Origin of the sequence: Sphingomonas canaveralia (assembly GCF_047238125.1) — a bacterium.
Lineage (GTDB): Bacteria > Pseudomonadota > Alphaproteobacteria > Sphingomonadales > Sphingomonadaceae > JBDFMH01.
The window spans coordinates 3,262,100-3,287,789 of the sequence record NZ_JBDFMH010000001.1 but is presented as its reverse complement, the minus strand read 5'-3'; the positions used below and the strand labels follow the sequence as shown (position 1 = coordinate 3,287,789).

Sequence of the window (25,690 nt, the reverse complement as noted above, 5' to 3'; positions counted from 1 at the left end):
CCCCCGCGGGGGAGGATCATGGTCACGCCGCTTCCGGCACCTGATAGGCCCGCGCGCCGGCGGACAGCTTCTCGATGAACTCGGCGATATGGCTGTCGTCGATCACCAGCGGCGGCAGCACGCGCACGACGTTGTCGCCCGCCGCTACCGTCAGCAGATTATGATGATCGCGCAGATGCGCCACGAACGCGCGGCTGTCGCTTTTCAGTTTCACGCCCAGCATCAGGCCCATTCCGCGCACGCCTTCGAACAGATGATCATGGTTGGGGATCATCTGTTCCAGCGCCTGGCGCAGCCGGTCGCCGGTCGCGCGCACCTGATCCATGAAGCCGGGCGCCAGGATCACGTCGAGCACTGCCTGCCCCGCCGCCATCGCCAACGGGTTGCCGCCATAGGTCGATCCGTGCGTGCCGATCACCATGCCCTTGGCCGCTTCCTCGGTCGCCAGGCACGCGCCGAGCGGAAAGCCGCCGCCGATGCCCTTGGCGGTCGCCATGATGTCCGGCGTGATGCCGTACTGCTCATGGGCATAGAGCGTGCCGGTGCGCGCCACGCCGCACTGCACCTCGTCCAGGATCAGCAGCAGGCCATGCGCGTCGCACAGCCGGCGGAGCCCCTGGAGGAACGCCTGCGATGCCGGCTTGATGCCGCCTTCACCCTGCACCGGCTCCACCAGGAAGCCGGCGGTGGTCTCGTCGATCGCGGCTTCGGCGGCGGCGAGATCGTCGAACGGCAGCACCTCGAAGCCCGGCAGCAGCGGCTCGAACCCCTCGCGCATCTTCGGCTGGTTGGTGGCGCTGATCGTGCCCAGCGTGCGGCCGTGGAACGCGCTCGAGAAGGACAGGATCTTCGTGCGCTGCGGATTGCCGTTCGCGAAATGATAGCGACGCGCGGTCTTGATCGCGCACTCCACTGCTTCCGCGCCCGAATTGGTGAAGAACACCGTATCGGCGAAGCTGTTATCCACCAGCCGCTGCGCCAGCGCCTCGCCCTGCGGGCTGCCATAGAGGTTCGATACGTGGATCAACGTCGCCGCCTGCTCCTGGATCGCCTTCGTCAGCGCCGGATGGCCATGGCCGAGCAGGTTGACCGCGATGCCGCTGGCGAAGTCCAGGTAGCGCTGCCCGTCTTCGCCGATCAGGTGACACCCCTCGCCTCGCACCGGCCGCACCCCGCAGCGCGGATAGACAGGCATCAGCGGGGTGATCGACATAGGAAAGCTCCTCGAGGAAATAGCCGGACGGACTCCAGAACGCGAAAAGGCGACCCGTGCCGGCCGCCTTTCGAGCCGGTATCCTAGAGGGCGACCAGTAATCCGTCAACTGACGTCAGGCCCCGGATCGCGCCGGGAGCCTTACGGCTCACGCAGTTTGCGCCTGCCGTCTGCAAGGCACCCATTCACCCCGCGCCTGCCATAGCCCATTGCAGTCGCGTCGCTTTTCGGTAGCCTACCTGCGCTAGCGGAGTTTACCCGATGACCCTTTCTACAGTTTGGTTAACTGTAGTGCTCCATCTCATTGGCAATGAGCAGATCCCCAGAGATCATACGAATTCTAAATCCCTCCAGGGGATAAGGATTGAATTTGGCGATCCGTCAACGACAGGGCGGATTGAAGACTATTCTGCAGACGGCAGAAATGTTATTATACACCGCCATAGAATATCTGAGTATGGCATGTACATAAGTCGCGGCATCTCTGTGTGCGTTACAATGCCAATGAGGCCTGAGTATTGTAGAAAATTTCTAGTATTAGATAATACTGTTTTGTTCTCTCATTTAGCGGACCAAGAAGTTGGGAAAATTATAGATTAGTTGTTATTGGACAGGGGGTATATATGAATTGGAGCCTCGTGGCATCACATCTGGACTTCAGTGATGCGATCCATTCAGCAGCGGCGCAGGCAACGATACGATCGTCCTCGTCGCTTCGCCGGACGGGTCACGCAGCGGCGATGTCATGGACGGTGACGCCGACGATGTCCTGGTCTGGAACGGCCACATACTGACCGGCGGCCAAGCCTATGTGCTGGAGGAAGAAGATGTCGAGACCGGCCCGGACGAAGTCACGACGCAGCGCTGGATCGGATGGGCAGATGCAAATGGTGTGAAATATGTCGAGGGCTGGTTTTCGTCCGGCGATGGAAGCGAGGAATCGCCTTATGTGGATTACGCGACCCTGACCCTGATATTTCCAGATCAGTCGTCGATCATGATCCATGAGTTCGAGGATGGGGATTACGGTCTGTCCCTGTCGGGTCCGACACCGGGTCAGGTCGAGGCGAGCTCCGATCCCGATCTGGTCGGCATTCCGAGGTTCGGCACCTCGCATGACGGCATCGTCCAAGGCTTCGACACCTGGCTGGCGCCCGAGGCGATAGCGGCCCTGTCGACTCCGGGCAGCTATGTCGTGCCGGAGATCGTGGTCTGACTGCCGACCGGGGCGGCGTCGCGCGTGCGTGCGGCGCTGCCCCAGGTCCCCCCCGTCAGTTCTTCAGCTTCCAGCCGCTTTCCAGCAGCACGTAGCTTGCCGCCGCCAGCACCGCGTTCAGCGCCAGCAGCGCCAGCGCGCCCACCAGCAGCGGGCTGTCGGTCGTGCCGATGAAGCCGTAGCGGAAGCCCGAGATCACGTAGAAGAATGGGTTGGCGTGGCTGATCGCCTGGAAGGTCGGGGCCAGCCGGTCGACCGAATAGAAGGTGCCCGAGAGCAGCGTCAGCGGCGTTACCACGAAATTGGTGATCGCGGCGTTATGATCGAACTTCTCGGCCCAGATCGACGTCAGAAGGCCGATGAACGACAGCATCAGCGCGCCCATCAGCCCGAACCAGACAACCGCCCAGGGATGGAGCGGGATCACCTGCACCCCCGGCCAGAACAGCATCGCCGCCCACACCGCCAGCCCGACGAGCACCGCGCGCGTGACGGCCGCCCCGATCAACCCGGCGACCATCTCGAAGGTGGAGATCGGCGGCATCAGATAATCGACGATCGTGCCCTGGATCTTGCCGACCAGCAGCGAGAAGCTGGAATTGGCGAAGGCGTTGGTCATCATCCCCATCACGATCAGACCGGGGGCGATGAAATTGGCGAAGCTATGGCCCATTACGGTGCGTCCGCTGCCGCCCAGCGCGACCGAGAAGATCACCAGATACAGCAGCGTCGTGATCGACGGTGCCCAAATCGTCTGCAGTTGCACCTTGAAGAAGCGGCGCACCTCCTTCACATAGAGGGCGCGCATTCCCCCCCAGTTGACGAACGGGATCACCGGCACGCCGGGGGCGGGAAGCGTGCTTTTTTCCAGGGGTTCGGGCATGGCAGCCGCCTATCGGCTCGCGCCCTACCCCGCAAGGAGTGATGGATCGATGTCGTGGACCGACGAGCGGATCGAGCTGCTACGCAAGCTCTGGGAAGGCGGCAATACCGCCAGCCAGATCGCCGAGGAACTGGGCGGGGTCAGCCGCAATGCCGTGATCGGCAAGGCCCACCGGCTTGGCCTGCAGTCGCGTCCGTCGCCGGTGAAGGCCAACGAACCCGCGCCTGCCGCCGCGGCCCCGCCGGCCCCACCGCCGCCCGCCCCGGTGGAAGCACCGCGCCCTGCACCGGTTGAAGCCGCGCGCCCGGCCCCCGCGACCCCGGTGGCTCCGCCCGCGCAGCCTGCCCCTCCCCCGGCGACGGAAGCTCAGTCGGATGCCGCCGCCGCACCCGCGCCGCCACCGCAGCCGATCGTCCGGTCGATCGGCCCCGGCGGGTTCGTGCGTTCAGGTCCTGGCGATCAGTTGCCGCCGGCCACGCCTGCGCCGCCGCGCCGGCTGGTCCCGGCCAAGCCGTCGGCCGAGATGGCGGGGAAGACTTCGCTGCTCGAACTCAGCGACAAGATCTGCAAATGGCCGCTGGGCCATCCTGGCGAGCCCGACTTCCATTTCTGCGGCAAGCCGGTGAACCCGGGCTTCCCCTATTGCCTGGATCACTGCTCGGTGGCGTATCAGGCGCAGCTGCCGCGCCGCGATCGCCGTCCGCCGCCGCCGTTGCCCTTTGGCGGCCCACGCGTTCGCTGAACTGTCGATCCTCCCCTGGCGGGGAGATAGCAGCACGCCAGCGCTGACGGAGGGGCAGGCGCTCTCGATAGCGCGCATGCCCCTCCACCACGCTGCGGTCGGTCCCCCTCCCCCAGCGGGGGAGGATCTAGTGCCTCAAGCCGCCATCGCTTTCGGTTGCGGGATCACGATCGGACAGGCCACTTCGAGCTGGAACACCGCGTTGACGCGGCCCAGCCCCATCCATTTCGCGCAGCAAGCCGCCAGCTCGACCAGCTCGTCGTTGGCAAAGGCATCGCGCAGCTCCGCCCAGAAGGCGTCGTCGAACGATTCCGCGCCGGCCGCGAACCGTTCCGCAAAGCCGATCGCGAGCGCCTCGCGCCGCGTATAGCCGTCGCGCTTCGCCGGATCGTCGACATTGGCGTAGAAGGCATCGTCCATGCCCAGCCCGTCGGCATCCTCCATCCTCGCCTGCGAACAGGGGATGCAGCCGTTGATATGGGCGATGCGGATGCGCGCCGCTTCCAGCTCGCGGATCGGCAGCGTGGTTTCCGCCTGCACCGTATCACTGAACGCCATCGCGGCCTTGCCCAGACCCGGGCGGAGCGACCACATCGCTGCCACTTCATGGTCCGCGCCCGCGGGCAGATCGATCCTCGCCATAATGCCTCCATCTTGTCGAGGCGCAGGCTAGGCGTCCGTGGCGCTACGTCAACCGCACAAGGATCAGGCCGCTGCCGCCTGCGGCGCAAGGTGGAAGCGATAGCCGCCCCGCCCGCCACGCTTGGCATCGTAGAGCGCACGATCGGCGGCCCCGATCAGCGCATCCGCGCTCAGCCCATCGACCGGTGCCAGCGCGATGCCCAGGCTCGCGCCGACCGATCCGTCCGGACCGCTGCCCGCCAGCAGCACCGCCAGCCGCTGGGCCACGATCCCGGCGGCCAACCGGTCCGCACCCGGCAGCAGCACGACGAACTCGTCGCCGCCGATCCGGCAGACCTCGCCTTCCTCGCCGACCAGCGTCGCCAGTCGCTCCGCGATCGTCACCAGCAGCGCGTCACCGGCCTGGTGACCATGCGCGTCGTTCACGGCCTTGAACCCGTCGAGATCGAGATAGAGCAGCGCGAAGCCGCCCTCGTCCGCCAGCATCGTATCAAGCCGCTGCATCAGCCGCATCCGATTGCCGAGCCCGGTCAGCGGATCGGTGTTCGCCAGCATCCGCGTGCGATGCTCCGCATGCAGCATGCCTGTCAGCACCGTGCGGTTCTGCGCCAGGAACGCCGCCGTGCCCGCAATGATGATGAGGAACTGGACCGCGCCCACGAAGAAGCCGCCCAGCACGACGATCGCGACCATGAACGGGCCGGTCGTCAGCGCCAGCATGCCCAGCGCCAACCGCGGCACCCCCGACCAGAGCGACATCATGCCATTGACCAGCCCCAGCACACTGATCGTGGCCACCATCCGCAGCAGCGGTATGCCGGTCAGCACCGCCATCGCGCAGCCGAACGCCAGCACGGTCAGCAGCACGCAGCCGGTGACGACGACGAGTCTATATTCGCGCTCGCTCATCTGCCGCCCGGGTCGATCCCAGGCGAAGGACAGCGCCAGCCGCAACCCCAGCATCACGAGATCGAACGCCAGCCAGGCATGGGCCCAGCCCGCCCCGGTCATGATGGTGGTGGTGGCGCTGACCAGCAGGATCGCGACGCTGGACATAAGCAGCGCCGGCCGCTTCTGCACGATCATGTGCAGCCGTGCCGCGCGCATGTCGCGGGGTTCGTCGCCCGGCACGCTCAACAGCCAGTCGATCCCGGCGACGAGCCGGGTGACGAGACTGTGCCGGGCCATGCCGAAATCCACGCCGCCCCCTGAATTCGAACGATCGGCGCACGCTATGCCGACATGGTTGAGAGCTGGTTAACGCAGGCCGGCTTGGCAGCCGCGCGGCACGCCCTATAGCTGAACCCATGCCAGACGATCTGTTCGCCGCCGGCGCCGCGCCGGCCCACGCCTACGATGCATCGGCTATCGAGGTGCTCGAGGGGCTGGAACCTGTGCGCCGCCGCCCGGGCATGTATATCGGCGGTACCGACGAGCGTGCGCTGCACCATCTCGTCGCCGAAGTGCTCGACAATGCGATGGACGAGGCCGTCGCCGGCCACGCCACCCGGATCGAAGTCACGCTTGGCGCGGGGGACCGCATCACCGTGACTGACAATGGCCGCGGCATCCCGGTCGATCCGCATCCCAAATTCCCCGGCAAGTCGGCGCTGGAAGTGATCCTGACCACGCTCCATTCGGGCGGAAAGTTCAGCGACAAGGCCTATGCCACGTCGGGCGGCCTGCACGGGGTCGGCGTCTCGGTTGTCAACGCGCTGTCGGTCGACACGGTCGTCGAAGTGGCGCGCGATCGCCAGCTTTGGCGGCAGCGCTTCTCGAAAGGCGTGCCGCAGACCGGGCTGGAGGCCGCTGGTGCCGCGCCCAACCGCCGCGGCACGTCGGTCAGCTTCACGCCCGATCCCGAAATCTTCGGCGACCTGCTGCACTTCAAGCCCGCCCGGCTCTACCGGCTGGCGCGATCCAAGGCCTATCTGTTCGCCGGCGTCGAGATACGCTGGCGCTGCGATCCAGCGCTGATCGCTGATGACACGCCGGCCGAGGCCGTCTTCCAGTTTCCCGGCGGCCTTTCGGATCACCTGCGCGAACAGATCGGCACGCGCGAATGCGCCACCGCGCAGCCCTTCGCCGGGCGGCAGGATTTTCCGAACGGCCAGGGCTCGGTCGAATGGGCGGTCGCCTGGCCGCTCTGGTCCGAAGGCAGCTACAGCTATTATTGCAACACCATCCCCACCCCCGATGGCGGCACACACGAGGCCGGCCTGCGCGCCGCGCTCGTCAAGGGCATCCGCGGCTTTGCCGAGCTTGTCGGCCAGAAGAAGGGCAAGGACATCGCGGCGGAAGACGTGATGCAGGGGTCGGAGCTGATGCTCTCGGTCTTCATCCGCGATCCCCAGTTCCAGAGCCAGACCAAGGACCGGCTGACCTCGCCCGATGCCGCCCGCCTGGTCGAGAATGCGGTGCGCGATCATCTCGACCATTTCCTGTCGGACGACATGGCCCGCGGCAAGGCGCTGCTCGGCTTCGTGCTCGATCGGATGGACGATCGCCTGCGCCGCAAGCAGGAGCGCGAGGTCAAGCGTAAGACCGCGGTCAACAAGCGGTCGCTGCGGCTGCCCGGCAAGCTTACCGATTGCGCAGCGGACAATCCGGCCGGCACCGAGCTGTTCATCGTGGAAGGCGACAGCGCCGGCGGCTCTGCCAAGCAGGCGCGCGACCGCAAGACGCAGGCGATCCTGCCGATCCGCGGCAAGATCCTGAACGTGGCATCGGCCAACAGTGCCAAGATCTTCGGCAATCAGGAAATCGCCGATCTGATCCAGGCGCTGGGCTGCGGCACGCGCGACAAGTGCGACGCGGCCAGCCTGCGTTACGAACGCGTGGTCATCATGACGGACGCCGATGTCGATGGAGCGCATATCGCCACGCTGCTGATGACCTTCTTCTTCCAGGAGATGCCCGATCTCGTCCGCCGCGGGCATCTCTATCTGGCGCAGCCGCCGCTCTACCGGCTGACCGCGGGTGCGAAATCCGCCTATGCGCGTGACGATGCCCACCGCGCCCAGCTCGAACGCACCGAATTCAAGGGTAAGAAGGTCGAAGTCGCGCGCTTCAAAGGTCTGGGCGAGATGAATCCTCAGCAGCTGCGCGAAACCACGATGGATCCCGCCAGGCGCCAGCTGCTGCGCGTCACCCTACCCGCCGAATATGAGGAGCGGGCGGCGGTCAAGGATCTGGTCGATCGCCTGATGGGCACCAACCCCGCCCACCGCTTCGCCTTCATCCAGGAAAATGCCCGCACCGTGGCGGAAGACGCGATCGACGCCTGACCGCCATTAATTAGCCTGGATTGACCGAGCGGCACGCCGCGCGCAGGATTCATTGGTGACCCTACGGTTTCCGATCCCGCGCGCCATCCTGCGCATCGCCGCGCTGGCGCTGGTCGCACTGCTGGTGTCGATCCAGACCGGGCCACTCTGCGCGGAACTCTCGATGATCGCGGCGCCCGCGCGTGCGATGTCCGGGTTGCCCGTCATGCCGGACTGCCACGAAATGCAGTCGTCGCATCATGATACGCTGCTACCGCCCTTCTTCTGCGATCGGATCGGCGTCGCGGTCGTCGCAGACGAAGTCGCGGTCGTCGTGGCGGTCGATCCTGTGCCGGCGATGATCTGGTCGTCGCCGATCATCGCCATGATCGTCGATGCCGGGCGGCCGGCCCTGCCCCCGCCGCGATCCGCGCACGCCTGATCAGCACATCACCACGGCAGCTGCCGTGCGCGACATTCGGGCCTGCGCCGCATCCGCGGCGGCAAGACCCTTGCTATCGGATCGTACCATGCAACAAATCTATCGACGCGGCGCGCGCCATCGCACGCCATGGACGGCGGAGGCCGATGCCGAGCTCACCGAAAAATTCGGGAGCGGGCTGACACTCAAGGAAGTGGCGCTCAAACTCGAACGCACGCAGGAAGCGGTGCGCAGCCGCGCCAACATCCTGGGCGTGCCGGTGCGCTCCGCCCCGCGCCTTGTGCCAACTACCGACGCCGGCGCCGAGGGCTGACCGCGGGCGGCGGCGGGCACGCGCTACGCCGCCGCTCCGTCATGTGCGATCGCTGGCCAGCAGCCCGAAGATCAGGCTGTCGCGCACGCCGATATGGGTTTCCCATTCGGCGCGCAGTCGGCCTTCCAGCGCAAAGCCCAGCCGCTCCAGCAAGCGGATCGATGCGATATTGTCCGGATCGACATCGGCGAAGATGCGGCGCAGGCCCATCGCGCCGAACCCGTGCGCGATCACGGCCTTCACCGCTTCGGCCGCGATCCCCCGGCCCCAGGCGCGGCGATCGAGCGCGTAGCCGATCTCGGCCACCCCCGGCCGCCGCACGCCGATCGCGATCCGGCCGACGACCTCACCCGCCTCCACCATCACCCAGGCCGGCCATTCGTCGCTGGGTGAGATCCACGCCCGCAGCGCCTCGACATCCGAAAAGGGCGGGCTGGACCAGAAGCGCATCGCCTCCGGATCGGAAAAGAGCGGGAACAGTGCTTCCGCATCGCCCCGCGCGATCGGGCGCAGCGCCAGCCGCTCGGTCGCAAGCGGCGGGATCACGCGGTCAGCGCGGAAACCAGCGCCTTCACCTTCTTCTGCCGCCACTGCGGCGTCGGCGCGACCAGCCAATAGGCCTGGGGATCGGGGCGCGGGTCGCCGATGGCCGTCACCCAGCCGCTCGCCAGATCCGCTTCGGCCAGCAGCGCGGGCACGCAGGCGCGGCCGACGCCGTTGGCCGCCGCATCGATTGCCAGCCCGGCATCGCCGACGCTCAGTGTCGGCACCGTATCATCGCCCGCCGCGCAGCCCGGCCAGGCGATCAGCCCCGGCCCGCCGTCCGGCGCGCCCACGGTCACGATCGCGCCTTCAGCCAGCTTCACGCCTTCCATCTCGCCCTTGTCGGCGGTCAGCCGGATCGCAAGGTCGAGATTGGCCTGGGTGAAGTCGAGCTCGTCGTCCGCCGCCAGCAAAACGAACCGCAGGTCGGGATCGGTGCGCGCATAATCGGCCAGCCGCCGGCTCAGCCATTTCTGGGTAAAGTCGCGCGGCGCGGCGATCGTCAGCGCCTTGGATGATTGCTGCGCCTGCATCGCGCGCACCGCTTCCTCGAACTGAAGGAAACCAGCACGCAGCGGCTCCAGCCCGCTCTCGCCTTCGGGGGTCAGCTCCAGCCCGCGCGCGGTGCGGCGGAACAGCACCACGCCGAGTACATCCTCCAGCGCGCGGATCTGCTGGCCGACCGCGGCCGGCGTCACCGCCAGCTCGTCGGCGGCGCGGGTGAACGACAAATGGCGCGCGGCCGCATCGAACACGCGCAGCCCGTTCAGCGGCAGGTGGGTCCGCTTCATTGCAGGCTCCCCTGCGCCACCGCGGGGCCGATCAGCGGAAAGCGCGGGATCGCGGCATCGAAGCTCGATCCATCCTCGCACACCATGTGATAGCTGCCTTCCATCGATCCGGTCGGCGTCTGCAGCGGGCAGCCGGAGACATAGTCGTAGGACGCGCCCGGCTCGATCACCGGCTGCTCGCCGACCACGCCCTCGCCCTGCACCTCGTGCCGGGCGCCGCGGCCATCGGTGATGATCCAGTGCCGCGTCAGCAGTTGCATCGCCTGCGGGCCGCTATTTTCCAGCCGGATATGATAGGCCCAGAACCACCGCCCGCGCGCCGGCTCGGACTGTTCGGCGAGGAAGCTCACCGACACCCGCACGATCAGCCCGCGCGTGCTGGCCTCGTGCGGAAACAGCGCCTTCACAGCCCGACCGCCGTCAGCGCCTGGTCGAAATCCTCGATCAGGTCGTCGGGATGTTCCAGCCCAACGTTCAGCCGCAGCATCCCCTCGCCCACCCCCATCTCAGCGCGCACCTCGGCGGAAAGGCCGCTGTGCGTGGTCGAGCAGGGATGCGTCATCAGCGATCGCGAATCGCCGATATTGTTTGAGATATCGACCAGCCGCATCGCATCCAGCAGCGCGTGCGCCTGGGTGCGTCCACCATCCAGCGTGAAGGCGATGATGGTGCCGCCCGCTTCCATCTGCCGCATCGCCAGCGCGTGTTGCGGATGGCTCTCGAGACCGGGATAGAGCAGCCCCGGCACGCGCCTTTCCAGATAGCGCGCCAGCGTCAGCGCAGTCTCGCTCTGTCGTCGGATGCGCAGGTCCAGCGTCTCCAAGCCCTTCAGCACCACCCAGGCGTTGAACGCGCTCAGCGTCGGCCCAGTGTTGCGCGTGAAGGGCAGCAGCGTGTCGAGAATGAACTTCTCGGTGCCGCAGACGACGCCGGCCAGCACCCGGCCCTGCCCGTCCATCATCTTGGTCGCCGAATGGGCGATGATATCCGCGCCATATTCGATCGGCCGCTGCAGCGCGGGGCTGGCGAACGCATTGTCGACCACCGTCGTGATGCCGCGTTCGCGCGCCAGTCCGCACACGGCTGCCATGTCGACGATGTCCAGCGTCGGGTTGGCCGGGGTTTCGAAGAAGAACAGCTTCGTCTCGGGGCGGATCGCATCGCGCCATTGGTCGATGTCGCGCCCGTCGACGATCGTGGTGGCGATGCCGAACTTCGGCAGCAGCGTATCGGTCAGCCAGCGGCACGATCCGAACGCGGCCCGCCCCGCCACCACATGATCGCCTGCGGAAAGCTGGCACAGCAGCGCCGCCGTCATCGCCGCCATGCCGCTGGCGGTGCCCCGCGCCGCTTCAGTGCCCTCCATCAGCGCCACACGCCGCTCGAACATGTCGACGGTCGGGTTCTGCAGGCGGGAATAGGTCATCCCCTCCTGCTCGCCCGCAAAGCGCGCGGCGGCATCGGCCGCGCAGTCATAGGCATAGCCGGATGTCAGGAACAGCGCCTCGCTGGTCTCGCCATATTCGGACCGCGCCGTGCCCCCGCGCACCGCGCGGGTGGCCGGGCGCCAGTTGGCGGTGATCGTGCGGTCCTGGCCGGTGGTGCGCTTCATGGCAGCGCTTTGCCCCCCGATGCGCCCTTCCGTCAATCGAGCGGTCGGGTCCTCCCTTGCCGCGGGGGACCATCGCATGAAAGGATGCATCAAATTCATAGGAGAGATGCATGGCCGAATCGCTCGAACAGATCCCGCTCACCCGGATTGACGGTTCGCCCGGCAGCCTTGGCGATCATGCCGGCAAGGTGCGGCTCATCGTGAACACCGCCTCCAAATGCGGCCTCACCCCGCAATATGAAGCGCTCGAGGTGCTCTACACCCGGTACCGTGACCAGGGGCTGGTCGTGCTCGGCTTCCCCGCCAATGATTTCGCGGGCCAGGAACCCGGCAGCGATGCCGAGATCGCGACCTTCTGCGAGACGAAGTTCAACGTCGATTTCCCGATGTTCTCGAAGGTGAAGGCGACGGGTGCGGACAAGCATCCGCTCTATGCCGCGCTCACCGCTGCGAAGCCCGCCGCCGAGGCCGACGCCGATTTTCGCGAGAAGCTGAAGGGCTATGGCATGACGCCGAACCCGGCGCCTGAGCTACTGTGGAATTTCGAGAAGTTCCTGGTCGCCCGCGATGGCCAGGTGGTGGCGCGCTTCTCGCCGGACATGGCGCCCGACGATCCCCGCATCGTCTCCGCGGTGGAGGCCGAACTCGCGAAATAGTCGCGCCTGCTAGCCGTTTCGGTTAGGATCGTCGCGCAAAGACAAGAAGTTGAGAGGATGAGACGATGGTCGATCTGGTGATCCGCGGCGGCACCGTCATCGATGGCACGGGTTCGCCCGGCTTCGTCGCGGATGTCGCGGTCGATGGCGGCCTGATCGTCGAGGTCGGCAAGGTCGCCGCGCGCGGCGATCGAGAGATCGATGCGGATGGCTTGCTGGTCACCCCCGGCTGGGTCGATATCCACACCCATTATGATGGCCAGGCGACGTGGGATCCGGTGCTCGATCCCTCGTTCAGCTCGGGTGTCACCACCGCGATCCTTGGCAATTGCGGCGTCGGCTTCGCGCCCGTCCGCCGCGGCGCGGAGGAGCGGCTGATCGAGCTGATGGACGGGGTCGAGGAAATCCCCGGCAGCGCGCTGCACGAAGGGCTGCGCTGGAATTGGGAAAGCTTCCCCGACTATCTCGACGTCCTCGATTCCACGCCGCGCACCTTCGATATCGGCGCGCTGATGCCGCACGGCCCGCTGCGCCTCTATGTGCTGGGGGACAAGGTCGGTACCGAGACCCCCGCCAACGATGCCGAAGTGGCGGAAATGGCGCGGCTGGTGGATGAAGGGATGCGCGCCGGTGCGTTCGGCCTGTCCAGCTCGCGCACCTCGGTCCACCGTACCGCATCGGGCGGGATGACGCCCGATTTCCGCGCGGACGAACCGGAACTGATGGCGATCGCCCGCGCCGTCGCCGCGCATCGCGGCCTCGTCGAATTCGCGCCCGAAGGTCTGGTCGGCGAGGATTATGACGCGCTCAAAGGCGAGATGGCACTCTACGACCGGCTGGTCGCGCAGACCGGGGTCGATGTGCATATGCTCGTGCTGCAGCCCAATCTCTATCCCAGCTTCTGGCGCGAACAGCTGGACTGGATGGACCAGGTCAATGCCGGCGGCCGCTCGCGCGCTTTCGCGCAGGTCAGCGGGCGCAGCATCGGCGCGCTGCTCAGCTTCCTGGGCACGCACCCCTTCATGGAACGGCCGACCTTCCTCGAAGTCCGCCGGTCGGTGCCCCCGTCACAGCTGATCGCCGAGCTGGCCAAGCCGGACATCAAGCAGCGCATCCTGGCGGAAACCGATCCGGAAGGGAGTTTCTGCGCCTTCCTGAACGCGCATTGGGATCGCTGCTACGATCTTGGCGAGGAAGCTGATTACGAACCCGACGAGAGCCGCAACCTCGTCCACCTCGCCGCGCGCACCGGCGTGCCTGTGCAGTCGCTGGCCTATGATGCGATGCTGGCCACCAGCCGCAATCCGCGCCTGCTGCTGGCGGTCAACAATTATGACGAGACCGGGCTCGAACATCTCGGCCAGCTGATGGCGCGAGATGCCGCGATCCTGGGCGCATCTGACGCCGGCGCCCATGTCATGACGATCTGCGATGGATCGATGAACAGCTTCATGCTCACGCACTGGGCGCGCGATCGCCGCCGCGGTGCCACGCTGCCGGTCGAACAGGTGGTCAGGATGATGACCGCGGATACCGCGCGCGCCTACAATCTGCGCGATCGCGGCCGCATCGCCCCCGGCCTTCGCGCCGACCTCAACGTGATCGATTTCGATGCGCTGAAGCTCGGCCGGCCGACCATCGTCGATGATCTGCCGGGCGGCGCCAGTCGCCTGCTCCAGTCGGTCAGCGGCTATCGCGCGACGATCGTGGCCGGCGTGCCCACCCGCGAGCATGACCAGGCGACCGGCGCCCGCCCCGGCCGCCTGCTGCGCCGCCAGGCGGCGTAACGCGCAGGCGTCCATCCATCGGCTTCCTGACAAGGCGTAGTAGGATCAGGCGCGCTCAGCTCGCCGGATCGATCATGAATTCGCGCAGTTCCTCTGCGCACCGGCACGCGACCGCGATCCTGCGTGCCCATTCGATCGCATCCGCGCGCGCCGGCAGTTCCAGGATCGTGAAGCCGCCAGTCAGTCGAACCCCCGGATAGGTCCCGGCCTCGACCGACCCGTCACCGGCCACCAGCACCGGGTCGACCTGCTCGTGGATACCGCCGGCGAACACATAGACGCCTGCAGCCTTCGCCTCTTCGATCACCGCGTGCGCGGCGGCGGAAACCGCCGGATAATCCTCCTCCGCCAGCAACATCGCCTCGCCGGGGAAGGAGATCAGATATTTGGGCATGCTCGGATCATGTCGAAAGCCCCGCCCCACGACAAGATTAGCCGGTCAGGCATCGACACGGGAATCCTCTAGATAGGGCGCCAGCAGTGCGCGCACATCGACCTGCGCCTTCAGCCGCGCGGCCAGCAGTGCGGTGCCGCTGATCTTGCGCTGCACGAACAGCAGGTCGGCCGGCGGAATGTGCCAGGCGGCCTGATCGGCGGCGACATCCATGCCCTGGTCCCGCAGCACGCCAACGAAGCCGCGATCGCCGAAATCGAACGCGCCGGGCTTGCCCAGTTCGGCGATCACCACGTCGATCATCTCGTCGATCCGCGTAAGGTGGTTCTGCACCGCGCCTTCGCCCACAAAGCCCGCCGCCAGCGCGGCGGCGCGGGTGGCATCGCGATCCCCCGCCATGCCGGCCTGCAGCAGCGCGCGATAGCCGCCCGATGTTTCTGCCGGCACCGGCCGCGCCGCCCCGAAATCGAGCAGCACCAGCCGGCCGCTGTCCGGCTGCCAGCGATAATTGGCGAAGTTCGGATCGGTCTGCATCACGCCGAATTCGAAGAGCTCGCGCAGCACCAGCCGGATCAGCGCGGTCATCGCCCGGTCGCGTTCGTCCTGCGGCGCTTCCGCCAGGCTCTCGATCGGCCGCCCCTCGACGAACGTCATCGCCAGCACCTGGGGCGTCGTGAATTCGGCATCACGCTCGGGCACCAGATAGTCGGGCGCATCCGCCAGCAGCCGGCCGAAGAGCGCCATCTGCTCGCTCTCGCGCACATAGTCGGCTTCTTCGCGCAGCTGCTCCTTGGCGGCGGCCAAGAGCGGCGCGATGTCCAGCCCGCGCGGCAGCAGGCCGGAGACGCGCAACAGCGTCGCCACATTGTCGACATCGGCCTCTATGCTCTGCGCGACACCCGGATATTGCACCTTGATCGCCAGATCGCGTCCGTCGCGCGTGGTGGCGCGGTGGACCTGGCCGATCGATGCCGCCGCGATCGGCGTGGCATTGAACCGCGCGAAACGGCTGCGCCAATCCTTGCCCCACTCCGCGGCCAGCACCTGCTGCAGCTGTTGCGGCGGCATCCGGTGCGCATTCTGGCGCAGCCGCGCCATGATTTCGGCCAGCTCTGGCGGCAGCATGTCGCCGGCATCCATCGAGATCATCTGGCCCAGCTTCATCGCCGCGCCGCGGAGGTGCGACAGCCGATCGGCGACGCGGCCGACATTGGCCGGCGTCAGCAGCATCTCGCGCATCCGCGGCCGTTCGCCATCCGCCAGCCGGCGCGCGCCTTCGGCCAGCATCCCGCCCGCCACGCCGCCCGCCAGCCGGCCGAACTGGCCGAAGCGTGACAGCCGCCCGCTCGGCACCGCCCGCGCCCGCGGATCAATCCGGTCGTCGGGCGCCTCGTCGCTCACCCGGTCACCAGCCCATGCTGCCGGGTACGCCCTTGAACGGGCCGGCGAAGCGGCTGGTGATCCATCCGCCATAAAAGCCGCCGGGCTGCGGCGTCACCGTCTCGCCATCCACGGTACAGCGATCGAACGGGGTAGCGTAGAAAGCGACATGGTCGCGCAGCATCGCGAACGGCGCGGTCGGGCTCGGATAGCTCCAGCCGACGCGCGGCAGCACGATGCCGCCGAGCACCACATCCCAATAGGCCGCCGACCCCTTCCATTCGCAGAAGGAACTGCCCGCCGCCCGGCGCAGCACGCCTGCGCGGATATCCTCGGGCGGGATATAATAGCTTGGCGGATGGCTCGTTTCGAGCGTGCGGATCGCCCGGCGCGTCTCGGCGATCACGACCCCGCCATGCTCGATGCGGATATGCGCCGCGCTCGGCTCGGCGATCGCGGGGCGCGGGAAATCCCAGACGCTTTCCTGTCCCGGTGCTGCCGGGTCCGGGCGCGGCCTCATGCCGTCCGCCGCTGGCGCAAGGCCCTTTGCAGACGCGGCCGCCCGCGCAGGAAAAGACGATAGGCTCGCTCGAGCAGCGCCAGCACGATCGGGTTGCGCGCGGCCAGGCCGATCGGCCGCAGCAGCGGGATCGCCCGCCACATCGCCGCGAATGCCGCCGCGCCGGAAAGCATCACGCCATCCTCGCGCGCATGGAAGCGATCCAGCAGCGCGCCGCGATCGATCGGGCACACAGCCGCCGGATCGGCCGCATCCACGAACCGGATCGCGCCTGCCCGATCGAGCCGGCGCATGAAAGCGATCTCGCGGGCGCACAGCGGACAGGTGCCGTCATGCCAGACTGTCAGGTCGACCATGAAACCCATGTAGGATGCCCGGCGCGCATTGCGCCTCCCCATCCCGAAATTCTTGCGCGTCGGCTGCTCCCCACCCCCCGGAAAATCACTTGATAATGAGATTGACTCGCATTAGTCGGCAGGCATCCACAGGGGGACATGATGCGTTCAGTTACGTCGCTTGCCACGCTTGCCATCGCTTCGCTCGTTGCCGCGCCGGCGCTGGCCGAAGCCTTCGATGCCAGTGACGATATCATCGTGCTCGGCCAGCTCGAAGCCAGCAACGCTGCAACCAAGACCGACACGCCCGCGATCCTGACCCCACAGCCGGTGACCATCGTTTCGGCCGATCTGCTCGAGGCGCAGGGTGCGGTGTCGATTTCCGATACGCTGAACTATGTCGCTGGCGTCCAGGCGAACCCCTATGGCCCCGACAGCCGCATCGACAGCAATTTCGTGCGCGGCCTGAACGCGCTCCAGTTCCGCGATGGCATGCGCGACGTATTCAGCTTCTACGCCACGATCCGCGCCGACCCCTATAATTTCGACAGTGTCCAGGTGCTGCGCGGCCCCTCGTCGGTGCTGTTCGGACAGGGCTCGCTCGGCGGTCTCGTCAATCTAAACAGCAAGCTGCCTTCGTCGGAGGCGGCCGGCGAAGTGTCGCTGCGCTATGGGTCGTTCGATCGCAAGGAAGCGCTGGTCGATGTCACCGGGCCGATTACGGGCGATCTGGCCGCGCGCTTCGTCGCTCGCGTGCGCGATGCCGGCACCCAGGTCGATTTCGTGCCCGATGATCGCATCATGATCGCGCCGTCGATCACCTGGTCGCCCGGCACCGCCACCGATATCACGCTGCTCGGCCTCTATCAGGAGGATGACGGCGGCTCGACCTCGCAGTTCCTGCCGGTCGTCGGGACGCTGCTGCCCAACCCCAACGGCCGGCTGCCGTTCGATCGCTTCATCGGCAAGCCCGGCTGGGATCGCTATGACGGCCGGCTGCTGCAAGGCACCGCACTCGTCAATCACCGCTTCAGCGAAAGCGCCCGGCTCAGCCTGAAGGCGCGCTACATCGACAGCGACCTGACCTACTTCACCCATTATCCCGACAGCTATTCCAACCCAGCCAATCCCTATGTCCTGCTCGATCCCGCGACCGGCACGCCGGTGATCGATCCGCTGACGGGGGTGGCGGTGCGCGACACCAACCAGCGCACGATCGGCCTCTATGCCGATGGCAGCCGCGCGCGGATGGAGATCTTCTCGACCGACAACAACCTCCAGCTGAAGTTCGATACCGGCGCCAACATCGAGCATGTCCTGCTCGCCGGCGTCGATTACAGCTGGAACCATGTCCGCAAGGTCGGCGGCTTCGCATTCGAATATATCGACATCTATGATCCCGACTATGCCGCCCTCTCCGACTTCGGCGGCGGCCTGCCCCAGCCCGCCGGTCCGTCCGAGGATGTCGAGCAGACCCAGCTAGGCTTCTATCTCCAGGATCAGATCCGGCTCTGGGATCGCGTCTCGATCGTGCTCGGCGCTCGCCGGGATCGGGTGACGAGCAGCGCGTTCGGCGCGCCCAAGGTCAAGCAGAACGCCACCACCTTCCGCGCGGGCGTCATCGGCGAGATCCTGCCCGGCCTCTCGCCCTTCTTCAGCTATACCGAAAGCTTCGAGCCGATCGCCGGCACCGCCAGCAACGGCAATCCGTTCGTGCCGAAATCGGGCAATCAATATGAAGCGGGGATCAAGTATGAGCTCAACCCCGCCAGCCTGATCACGATCACCGGATACCGGATCAAGGAGAACAACCGTCCGGTGGACGATCCCACCACGCCCGATCCGTTCGATCAGCGCCAGGCCGGCTCGCTCACTTCCAAGGGCATCGAGTTCGAGGCGCGCACCGAGCTGCCGGGCCGGCTGCAGCTGATCGCCAACTACAGCTATAACGAAGCCGAGATCGACGGCACCAACCAGCAGCTTGAGAATGTGCCCAAGCACAATGCCTCGATCTGGGCGGCACGCAGCTTCGATCTGCCCGGCGACATCGGCCTCCGGCTGGGGGCGGGCGTGCGCTATGCCGGCGAGAACAAGTCGTTCGGCTTCGCCTTCCCGAACGGCATCACCACGCCCGATTACACGCTGGTCGATGGCTTCGCCGAATTCCGCTGGCAGCGCTGGAGCCTGGCGATCAACGCCACCAACCTGCTGGGCAAGGATTATTATTCGGCCTGCCTGGCCCGCGGGGACTGCTTCAACGGCGCCGAGCGCAACGTCTTCGGCACGCTGAGCTACCGGTTCTGATGGAGCCCGCAGGCACCTCGCTCTGGCTGGCATCGGCGCTTGCGGCCGCGGCCGTCGGCGTGCTGCGCTTCGCCTGGTCGCGGCCCAGCCGGTCGCTGCTGTGGAACGGCATCGGCTGGGGCCTGCTGCTGCTGGCGCTGGTTGCGGGTGCCGCGATTGCCGGCGCCTGGGGGGTGTCGATCGTCGCGCTGGTCGCGATCCTGGCGGCGTTCGCGCTGCTCGCGCTCGCCGGATGGCGATCGCCGGCCGGCCGCGCCGCTGCCGCCAACCGTCGCGCCGGGATGATGCCTGAGGCGGGGGAAGCGTGGCGGATCGGCGGCCGGCTGACGACCTTCCTGATCGTGATCCCCGGTGGCTTCCTTGCCGCCGCCGCGCTCGCGCTCACCATGCGGGGATCGGCGATGCTGCTGGGCTGGGGGGAGGCCAACGCCAACGTCGCGGCTTTCTTCATGCTGCCGATCGGCTGGGCAGTGGTCGCCACAATCATCCTGATGCAGGATCGCCGCCGCTCCCAGGTCGGCACGCTGCTGGCCTGCGGCATCGTCGGCCTGCCGACCATCGTGACGGGATTGATCGCATGAACCTGATGCCCAGCCCCGCGGTCGTGAAGAAGGGCCTGTCCGCCCACGCCGCGATCGGCTTGCTGGCAGGCGCCCTGCTCTATCTGGTCTGCCTCAGCGGATCGCTGCTGGTGTTCTATGAGGAACTTCAGCGCGCCGAACAGGGCGCCGCGCCGGAAATGGCGCGGATCGATCCCGACGCGGTTCAGCGCGGCATCGCCGCGGTGATGGCCAGTGAACGCGGCAAGCCGCCGACGACGCACCTCTACGTGCACCTGCCCGTGCCCGAACTGCCACGCGCCACCATCACCACCGACAGCCAGGCCGTGCATCTCGATGCGCAGGGTGCGATCGTGATGCCGGAGGAAAATGCGTGGTCCGATTTCCTCTACGCCCTCCATTACACGCTGCACCTGCCAGGCGCGATCGGCATGGCGATCGTCGGCATCCTGGGCATGCTGATGGTTGCGCTGGCGATCACCGGGCTGGTCGCGCATCCGCGCATCTTCCGCGATGCCTTCCGGCTGCGCACGCGCCACAAGGGCGGGGTGGCGCTGGCCGATTGGCATAACCGGCTCAGCGTCTGGACGTTGCCGTTCGGGCTCGCGCTGTCGATCACCGGCGCGGTCATCGGGCTCGGCGGTGTCACTGCCTGGTTCCTCGCCGAACGCTATTATGGCGGCGACGTCGAGGCAGCCTATGCGCCGGTGTTCGGTGACGAGCCGGAGCATAATGCCGCCCGCGCGCCGGTGCCCGATGCTGCCGCAGCGCTGCGCTACATGGGCGCCACCTATCCGCAGGTCGCGATCAGCTATGTCGTGCTGCACGATCCCGGCACGGCGGGCCAGCATGTCCAGCTGGTCGGCGGCCATCCGCGCCGACTGATCTTCGGCGAATATTATGCGTTCGATGCCGCCGGCCGGTTCAAGGGCACCGCCGGCCTCGCCGATGGCGCGATCGGGAAGCAGGCGGCGGCCTCCAACTACAGCCTGCATTTCGGAAACTATGGCGGCCTGCCCGTCAAGATCGCCTACGCCTTGTTCGGGCTTGCGCTCACCGTCGTCAGCGCGACCGGCGTCTATATCTGGCTGGGCAAGCGCGAACGGCGCGGCACGCGGGAACCGCGGCTGCGCGCCGCCTGGCACGGCGTCGTCTGGGGCGCACCGGTTGCGTTCGGCGCGACGCTCGTGGCCCGCTTCGCGCTTGGCAACGGTGCGCCGTTCATCGCTATCTTCTGGTCGGTGCTGGGGCTCTGCATCATTGGCCTCGTGCTGCGCGCCGGTCGCGGCGCAGCGCAGAAACCATTGTCCTACAGCCCACCAGCTGAAGTATAAGGCAGTCGTTGGTCCCTTGTCGGCGGCCGGCTCTTTGAACCGTCGATCACGAACAGCGCCCGTTTGACAGGCACAGAGCTGCGCACAAGCGCTGCTTTCGCTGCTTTCGGGTAACCGAATACCCGTCCGCTGATCCACTCAGAGCTGCGCCAGCACCGCATCGCCCATGGCGCGAGTCGATAGCGTGCCGCCCAGATCCGCCGATCGCGCCCCATCCGCCAGCGCGGCCGCCACTGCCGCCTCGATCCGGTCGGCCTGCTCCGCCATGCCCAAAGAATAGCGCAGCATCATCGCGGCAGACAGGATCGTCGCCAGCGGATTGGCCTTCCCCTGCCCGGCAATATCCGGCGCGGATCCGTGGATCGGCTCGTAGAGCCCCTTCTGCCCGGCATCGAGCGAGGCTGATGGCAGCATCCCGATCGATCCCGCGCACATGCTGGCCTGGTCGGACAGGATGTCGCCGAACAGGTTGCCGGTCACGATCACGTCGAACTGGCCGGGATCGCGTACCAGCTGCATCGCGGCATTGTCGACATACATGTGGCTCAGCGCGATATCCGGATAGTCGGCCGCCGTCTCGATCACCACGTCGCGCCACAGCTGCGATGTTTCCAGCACATTGGCCTTGTCGACCGAACAGAGCCGCCCGCGCCGCGCCCGCGCCGTCTCGAACCCGACCCGGGCGATCCGCCGCACCTCGGCCTCGTCATAGGCCATCACGTCATAGCCCTGGCGCAACCCGCCCGCCGTGGTGCGCATCCCCTTCTCGCCGAAATAGACGTCGCCGTTCAGCTCGCGCACGATCACTAGGTCGATCGCGCGCGCAATTTCCGGCCGCAGCGCCGATGCGTCGGCCAGCTCGGGGAACAGCCGCGCCGGGCGCAGATTGGCGAACAGCGCCAGTTCGCGCCGCAATCCCAGGATCGCCTGTTCGGGGCGCAGGCTGCGCTCCAGCCCGTCGCATGCCGGGTCGCCGACCGCGCCGAACAGGATCGCATCCGCGCGCCGCGCCAGATCCAGCGTCTCCGGCGGCAGCGGATGGCCCGCCAGCCGGTATGCGGCCCCACCGACTGGCGCTTCCTCGAACGACAGCGCGCCCCCGCACACTGCATCAAGCACGCGGCGCGCTTCGACGATCACCTCGGGGCCGATCCCGTCTCCCGGCAGCAGCGCGATCAGCATCCCATGTCCCCCTCGATCGATGGCGCGGGGTCTGTGCCGCGCGCGCCGCCGGCTGGCAAGCCGCTCAGGTCACCCGGCCGCGCATAGCGAAGCGCGGATCGCGCCAGCGCTCGTCGCGCATGATCCCGCCCAATATCTCACCCGCCATCCAGACGTCCTCGAACGACAGGGTCAGCGGTGTCAGGCCGAAGCGCAGAATATCGGGCGCGCGGAAATCGCCGATCACTCCGTCCGCGATCAGCGCCTGGCAGATCGCGAACGCCTCCGGGTGCGCGAAGCTGGCATGGCTGCCGCGCCGCGCCGGGTCGCGGCTGGTGACGAGTTGCAGCGCCGGCGCCTCGGCCGCGATGCGATCGGCCAGCAGCTCGAACAGCGCAGCGGACTTGGCGGCGATCGCATTCGGGTCCGCCTCGAGCATCAGGTCCACCCCCGTCTCCAGCGCGGCCAGCGCCAGGATCGGCGGCGTGCCCGCCAGGAAGCGATCGACGCCAGGCGCGGGCGCATAATCGTCGCCGAACGCGAACGGATCGGCATGGCCCATCCAGCCGCTGATCGGCGATGCCAGCGCCGCCTGGTGCCGCTCGGCCACGAAAAGAAAGGCCGGCGCGCCCGGCCCCCCGTTCAGATATTTGTAGCCGCAGCCGACCGCCAGGTCCGCGCCGGACCCGTTCAGATCGACCGGCACCGCGCCGACCGAATGGCTCAGATCCCACAGGCTGAACGCGCCCGCCGCCGTCGCCGCGGCGGAAATCGCTGCCATGTCGTGCCGGTGACCGCTCTTGTAATGGACATGGGTCAGCAGCACGACTGCGGTGTCCGGCCCGATCGAGCCTGCGATATTGCCCGCCGCCGCCCGCGTCACGCGCACCCCCGGCAGCAGCCCGGCGACGCCATCGGCGATGTGCAGGTCGGTCGGGAAATTGCCGGGCTCGGTCAAGATCTCCGCCCGCCCGCTGGCGCGCACTGCCGCGGCCAGCAGCTTGAACAGGTTCACCGAGGTCGAATCGCAGGCGATCACCTCGTCTGCCGCTGCGCCGATCAGCGGTGCGATCTTGCCGCCCACGCGCTGCGGCGCGCCGATCCAGTCCGCCTCGTTCCAGCTGCGGATCAGCCGCTCGCCCCACTCCTGCGCCACCGCCGCCCCGATCCGCGCCGCCGTCGCCCGCGGCAGCGCGCCCAGCGAATTGCCATCGAGATAGATCGTGCCGGCAGGCAGCGCGAACCGATCGCGGAAGCCGGCCAGCGGGTCGGCGCGATCCGCGGCGCGCGCGTCGGCCAGGCTGTCGATGCTCATCGCGCCATTGCCTTGCCGGCGCCGGCCATGCAGGTCTCTGTCATACCCGGCTCGTGCGAGAGGATGCCGTTCATGTCCAGCCCCAGCGAAGCGGCGATCGCCGGCGACGAAGCATCCCGCGATCAGGGGCTGGTCCGCGCGATCGGCACGGCCGGGCTTGCGCTGGCGATCGTCAACGGCGTGGTCGGTGGCGGCATCTTCGTGCTGCCCGCCTCGCTTGCCGATGCGGTCGGGCCGGCCGCGCCGCTGGCGTATCTGCTGTGCGCGGTCGCGATGGGCGCGGTGGTGATCTGTTTCGCCGAAGCCGGCAGCCGCGTGCCGACCAGCGGTGGCAGCTACGGCTATGTCGAAGCCGCGTTCGGATCGCGCGCCGGCTTCGTCACCGGCATGTCGGTCTGGCTGTCGTCGGCACTGGCCTGTGGCGGAATCGCGGCTGCGCTGGCGGCGGCGATCGCGGCACTGGTGCCGGCGCTCGGCAACAGCGGCGGGCGGGCGGTCGTAATCGTCGCTGCGGTCGGCGGTATCGCGTTCGTCAACGCACTGGGCGTTCGGTCCGGCGCGCGGCTGACGTCGATCGCGACGATCGTGAAGCTGATCCCGCTTGGCGTGCTGCTGCTGCTCGGCACCGCCACGATCGACTGGTCGGCGCTTCCGCCACCGACGGTGGCGCTGGGGGAAGCCGATATCGGCCGCGCGGTCATCCTCGCGCTGTTCGCCTTCAGCGGGATGGAAACCGTGCTGGCGTCCAGCGGTGAGGTGAAGCGACCGTCCCGCACGGTGCCACGCGCGACAATGCTGGGGATGGGGTTCGTGCTGGTGCTCTATATCGGCCTGCAGTTGGTAACGCAGGGCCTGCTCGGCGATGCGCTCGCGCGATCCGCGACGCCGCTGGCCGATGCGATCGCGGTGATCGATCCGCGTCTGCGGATTCTGCTGCTGGTTGGCACCGCGCTGTCGCTGCTCGGCTGGATCGCCAGCGACATCATCGGCGCGCCCCGGGTGCTGTTTGCGTTCGGCCGCGATGGCCTGCTGCCGGCCGCGCTCGGCCAGCTGGATCCACGCAGCCGCGCGCCGGTGATCGCGATCGTGGTCCATAGCCTGGTGGTGCTGGCACTCGCGCTCAGCGGCACCTTCGTGCAACTCGCGATCCTGTCGTCGCTGTCGACCGCGATCATCTATTTCGCCGCCTGCGCCGCGGCCTGGGCGCTGCATCGGCGCGACATCGCGGTGCTGGGCGATCCGCTTTCCTTCCGCATCCTGCCGCTGGCCGCGCTGGCCGGCATGGCGTGCATGATCGCGATCGTGGCGCTGGCGAGCCCGTCCGAAATGCTGGCACTTGCCGGCCTCGTCGCCGGATCGATCGCGATCCATGCGGTGGCGACACGGCGGCGCGCGGCTTAACGCGCGGCGAACGCGGCCTCGATCGCGCGCACCGTCGCCGCCCAGGCCGGGGTCTCAGGAGCAATCAGCTCGACATGTCCCTGCGCCGGCACCTCGATCGAGCGGACGGCCTGCCGCCTGGCGCGCGCCTTTGCGACAAAGCTCACCGCGATCGAGGGCGGCGCGATCCGATCGGCCGCGCCGGTAACCAGCGTTAGTCCCGCCCCGATCGGCAGCAGCCGATCCGCCGAGGTATCGACGAACGGATCCGGCCGCGCTGCAGTGACCGGGCCGACAAGCCGCGGCACGCTACCGACACCGCAGTCATTGCCTGGCAAATCGCGCGCCATCGGCAGATCAGGCAGCGCACCGATGCCGATGGCGGCCACGATCGGCAGCGGCTTCGCGGACCGAAGGGCGCTGCCCTGCGGCAGCCGATGGCGCCCGGCCGCCCAGAACGCCAGATGCCCGCCCGCCGAATGACCGACCGCGACGATCCGGTCGGTCCGCAGGCCATATCGGGGGCCGATCCCGCGCAGCAGATCGGTGGCCGCCGCGATATCCTGAAAGGTGCCCGGATAGCCGCCGCCCGGCCGGTCGACGCCGCGATACTCGATATTCCAGACCGCGTAGCCGCGTTTGGCGAGATCGGCAGCGATCCAATCCATGATGCTGGCATCGGCAATGTCGCTCTGCCAGCAACCACCGTGAATCATCAGCACGGTACGATGCGGGCCCTTGCCGGCGGGCAGCCATAGCTGGCCGTGCTGCAGCGGATCCGAACCATAAGCGATGCGGATCGCACCGGTCGGGTGCGGCCGACTCAGCAGATCGGGCCAGCGCATGAGGGCGGGCGGCTGCGCTTCGGCCATCACAACCCCTCCAACCAGTGCGATCGCCG

The 25,690-nt window shown here is 67.6% G+C and carries 26 protein-coding genes; 11 read left to right on the top strand and 15 right to left on the bottom strand.

Annotated features, from left to right (window positions below; genetic code table 11):
- Positions 1-22: 22 nt before the first annotated feature.
- A complete protein-coding gene (locus ABC347_RS16385; protein WP_413246778.1) occupies positions 23-1,213 on the bottom strand; it encodes an aspartate aminotransferase family protein in 1,191 nt (396 codons plus the stop codon).
- Positions 1,214-1,958: 745 nt separating this feature from the next.
- Between ABC347_RS16385 and ABC347_RS16380 the strand changes: the two genes are divergently transcribed.
- Complete coding sequence (locus tag ABC347_RS16380) at positions 1,959-2,429, top strand: hypothetical protein (RefSeq protein WP_413246777.1); 471 nt, start codon at positions 1,959-1,961, stop codon at positions 2,427-2,429.
- Positions 2,430-2,484: 55 nt separating this feature from the next.
- Here ABC347_RS16380 and ABC347_RS16375 read toward each other — a convergent pair whose 3' ends face one another.
- Complete coding sequence (locus ABC347_RS16375) at positions 2,485-3,312, bottom strand: ABC transporter permease (RefSeq protein WP_413246776.1); 828 nt, start codon at positions 3,310-3,312, stop codon at positions 2,485-2,487.
- A 49-nt stretch (positions 3,313-3,361) separates the two neighbouring features.
- Between ABC347_RS16375 and ABC347_RS16370 the strand changes: the two genes are divergently transcribed.
- Positions 3,362-4,054, top strand: a complete 693-nt coding sequence (locus ABC347_RS16370) for a GcrA family cell cycle regulator (protein WP_413247086.1) — start codon at positions 3,362-3,364, stop codon at positions 4,052-4,054.
- Positions 4,055-4,189: 135 nt separating this feature from the next.
- Here the strand turns inward: ABC347_RS16370 and ABC347_RS16365 are convergent, their stop codons facing one another.
- On the bottom strand, positions 4,190-4,696 hold the full coding sequence (locus tag ABC347_RS16365; protein ID WP_413246775.1) for a carboxymuconolactone decarboxylase family protein: 507 nt from the start codon (positions 4,694-4,696) through the stop codon (positions 4,190-4,192).
- Between the two features lie 63 nt (positions 4,697-4,759).
- Complete coding sequence (locus ABC347_RS16360) at positions 4,760-5,884, bottom strand: diguanylate cyclase domain-containing protein (protein ID WP_413246774.1); 1,125 nt, start codon at positions 5,882-5,884, stop codon at positions 4,760-4,762.
- Positions 5,885-6,003: 119 nt separating this feature from the next.
- Here ABC347_RS16360 and parE point away from each other — a divergent pair, with 119 nt between their 5' ends.
- From parE to ABC347_RS16345, 3 genes are all read left to right on the top strand, one after another.
- On the top strand, positions 6,004-7,983 hold the full coding sequence (gene parE / locus ABC347_RS16355; protein ID WP_413246773.1) for a DNA topoisomerase IV subunit B: 1,980 nt from the start codon (positions 6,004-6,006) through the stop codon (positions 7,981-7,983).
- A 55-nt stretch (positions 7,984-8,038) separates the two neighbouring features.
- Positions 8,039-8,404 carry a hypothetical protein gene (locus ABC347_RS16350; RefSeq protein WP_413246772.1) on the top strand — a complete coding sequence of 122 codons (366 nt, stop codon included), beginning with the start codon at positions 8,039-8,041 and terminating at the stop codon, positions 8,402-8,404.
- 88 nt (positions 8,405-8,492) lie between these two features.
- Complete coding sequence (locus ABC347_RS16345) at positions 8,493-8,717, top strand: hypothetical protein (protein WP_413246771.1); 225 nt, start codon at positions 8,493-8,495, stop codon at positions 8,715-8,717.
- A gap of 39 nt (positions 8,718-8,756) precedes the next feature.
- Here the strand turns inward: ABC347_RS16345 and ABC347_RS16340 are convergent, their stop codons facing one another.
- The 4 genes from ABC347_RS16340 to ABC347_RS16325 are packed head-to-tail and all read right to left on the bottom strand — an operon-like array spanning position 8,757 to position 11,663.
- Positions 8,757-9,263 (bottom strand): GNAT family N-acetyltransferase, encoded by a 507-nt coding sequence (locus ABC347_RS16340; RefSeq protein WP_413246770.1) that lies wholly within the window; start codon positions 9,261-9,263, stop codon positions 8,757-8,759.
- Complete coding sequence (locus ABC347_RS16335; protein ID WP_413246769.1) at positions 9,260-10,051, bottom strand: LysR family transcriptional regulator; 792 nt, start codon at positions 10,049-10,051, stop codon at positions 9,260-9,262. The genes ABC347_RS16340 and ABC347_RS16335 overlap by 4 nt, the downstream gene beginning before the upstream one ends.
- Positions 10,048-10,458 carry a Co2+/Mg2+ efflux protein ApaG gene (gene apaG, locus ABC347_RS16330; RefSeq protein ID WP_413246768.1) on the bottom strand — a complete coding sequence of 137 codons (411 nt, stop codon included), beginning with the start codon at positions 10,456-10,458 and terminating at the stop codon, positions 10,048-10,050. Before apaG ends, ABC347_RS16335 begins: the two co-directional genes overlap by 4 nt.
- On the bottom strand, positions 10,455-11,663 hold the full coding sequence (locus ABC347_RS16325; protein WP_413246767.1) for a trans-sulfuration enzyme family protein: 1,209 nt from the start codon (positions 11,661-11,663) through the stop codon (positions 10,455-10,457). The genes apaG and ABC347_RS16325 overlap by 4 nt, the downstream gene beginning before the upstream one ends.
- Before the next feature lie 110 nt (positions 11,664-11,773).
- Between ABC347_RS16325 and ABC347_RS16320 the strand changes: the two genes are divergently transcribed.
- Together ABC347_RS16320 and ABC347_RS16315 are read left to right on the top strand one after the other, a co-directional pair.
- The gene (locus ABC347_RS16320) at positions 11,774-12,319 is read left to right on the top strand and encodes a glutathione peroxidase (protein ID WP_413246766.1); all 546 of its coding nucleotides are present in this window, start codon (positions 11,774-11,776) and stop codon (positions 12,317-12,319) included.
- 65 nt (positions 12,320-12,384) lie between these two features.
- Positions 12,385-14,106, top strand: a complete 1,722-nt coding sequence (locus ABC347_RS16315; protein ID WP_413246765.1) for an N-acyl-D-amino-acid deacylase family protein — start codon at positions 12,385-12,387, stop codon at positions 14,104-14,106.
- A gap of 55 nt (positions 14,107-14,161) precedes the next feature.
- Here the strand turns inward: ABC347_RS16315 and ABC347_RS16310 are convergent, their stop codons facing one another.
- Genes ABC347_RS16310 through ABC347_RS16295 form a run of 4 tightly spaced genes read right to left on the bottom strand, consistent with a single transcriptional unit; the run spans position 14,162 to position 16,756 of the window.
- On the bottom strand, positions 14,162-14,500 hold the full coding sequence (locus ABC347_RS16310) for a YciI family protein (RefSeq protein WP_413246764.1): 339 nt from the start codon (positions 14,498-14,500) through the stop codon (positions 14,162-14,164).
- A gap of 45 nt (positions 14,501-14,545) precedes the next feature.
- Positions 14,546-15,901 (bottom strand): ABC1 kinase family protein, encoded by a 1,356-nt coding sequence (locus ABC347_RS16305; RefSeq protein WP_413246763.1) that lies wholly within the window; start codon positions 15,899-15,901, stop codon positions 14,546-14,548.
- Positions 15,902-15,905: 4 nt separating this feature from the next.
- On the bottom strand, positions 15,906-16,400 hold the full coding sequence (locus tag ABC347_RS16300) for a DUF427 domain-containing protein (protein ID WP_413246762.1): 495 nt from the start codon (positions 16,398-16,400) through the stop codon (positions 15,906-15,908).
- Entirely contained in the window at positions 16,397-16,756 is a 360-nt protein-coding gene (locus ABC347_RS16295; RefSeq protein ID WP_413246761.1) for a thiol-disulfide oxidoreductase DCC family protein, read from the bottom strand. The genes ABC347_RS16300 and ABC347_RS16295 overlap by 4 nt, the downstream gene beginning before the upstream one ends.
- Before the next feature lie 141 nt (positions 16,757-16,897).
- Between ABC347_RS16295 and ABC347_RS16290 the strand changes: the two genes are divergently transcribed.
- Genes ABC347_RS16290 through ABC347_RS16280 form a run of 3 tightly spaced genes read left to right on the top strand, consistent with a single transcriptional unit; the run spans position 16,898 to position 20,933 of the window.
- Positions 16,898-19,039 (top strand): TonB-dependent siderophore receptor, encoded by a 2,142-nt coding sequence (locus ABC347_RS16290; RefSeq protein ID WP_413246760.1) that lies wholly within the window; start codon positions 16,898-16,900, stop codon positions 19,037-19,039.
- Positions 19,039-19,620: a hypothetical protein gene (locus ABC347_RS16285; RefSeq protein ID WP_413246759.1), complete on the top strand. Its 582-nt coding sequence runs from the start codon at positions 19,039-19,041 to the stop codon at positions 19,618-19,620. Before ABC347_RS16290 ends, ABC347_RS16285 begins: the two co-directional genes overlap by 1 nt.
- On the top strand, positions 19,617-20,933 hold the full coding sequence (locus tag ABC347_RS16280; RefSeq protein ID WP_413246758.1) for a PepSY-associated TM helix domain-containing protein: 1,317 nt from the start codon (positions 19,617-19,619) through the stop codon (positions 20,931-20,933). Before ABC347_RS16285 ends, ABC347_RS16280 begins: the two co-directional genes overlap by 4 nt.
- A gap of 138 nt (positions 20,934-21,071) precedes the next feature.
- Here ABC347_RS16280 and leuB read toward each other — a convergent pair whose 3' ends face one another.
- Both leuB and kynU read right to left on the bottom strand, forming a co-directional pair.
- Entirely contained in the window at positions 21,072-22,115 is a 1,044-nt protein-coding gene (gene leuB, locus ABC347_RS16275) for a 3-isopropylmalate dehydrogenase (RefSeq protein WP_413246757.1), read from the bottom strand.
- Between the two features lie 64 nt (positions 22,116-22,179).
- A complete protein-coding gene (gene kynU, locus ABC347_RS16270) occupies positions 22,180-23,409 on the bottom strand; it encodes a kynureninase (protein ID WP_413246756.1) in 1,230 nt (409 codons plus the stop codon).
- A gap of 72 nt (positions 23,410-23,481) precedes the next feature.
- On the opposite strand from kynU, the gene ABC347_RS16265 reads away from it, so the two are divergent.
- Positions 23,482-24,810 carry an APC family permease gene (locus ABC347_RS16265; protein ID WP_413246755.1) on the top strand — a complete coding sequence of 443 codons (1,329 nt, stop codon included), beginning with the start codon at positions 23,482-23,484 and terminating at the stop codon, positions 24,808-24,810.
- Here the strand turns inward: ABC347_RS16265 and ABC347_RS16260 are convergent.
- On the bottom strand, positions 24,807-25,661 hold the full coding sequence (locus ABC347_RS16260) for an alpha/beta hydrolase (protein ID WP_413246754.1): 855 nt from the start codon (positions 25,659-25,661) through the stop codon (positions 24,807-24,809). The genes ABC347_RS16265 and ABC347_RS16260 overlap by 4 nt on opposite strands.
- Positions 25,662-25,690: the final 29 nt, after the last annotated feature.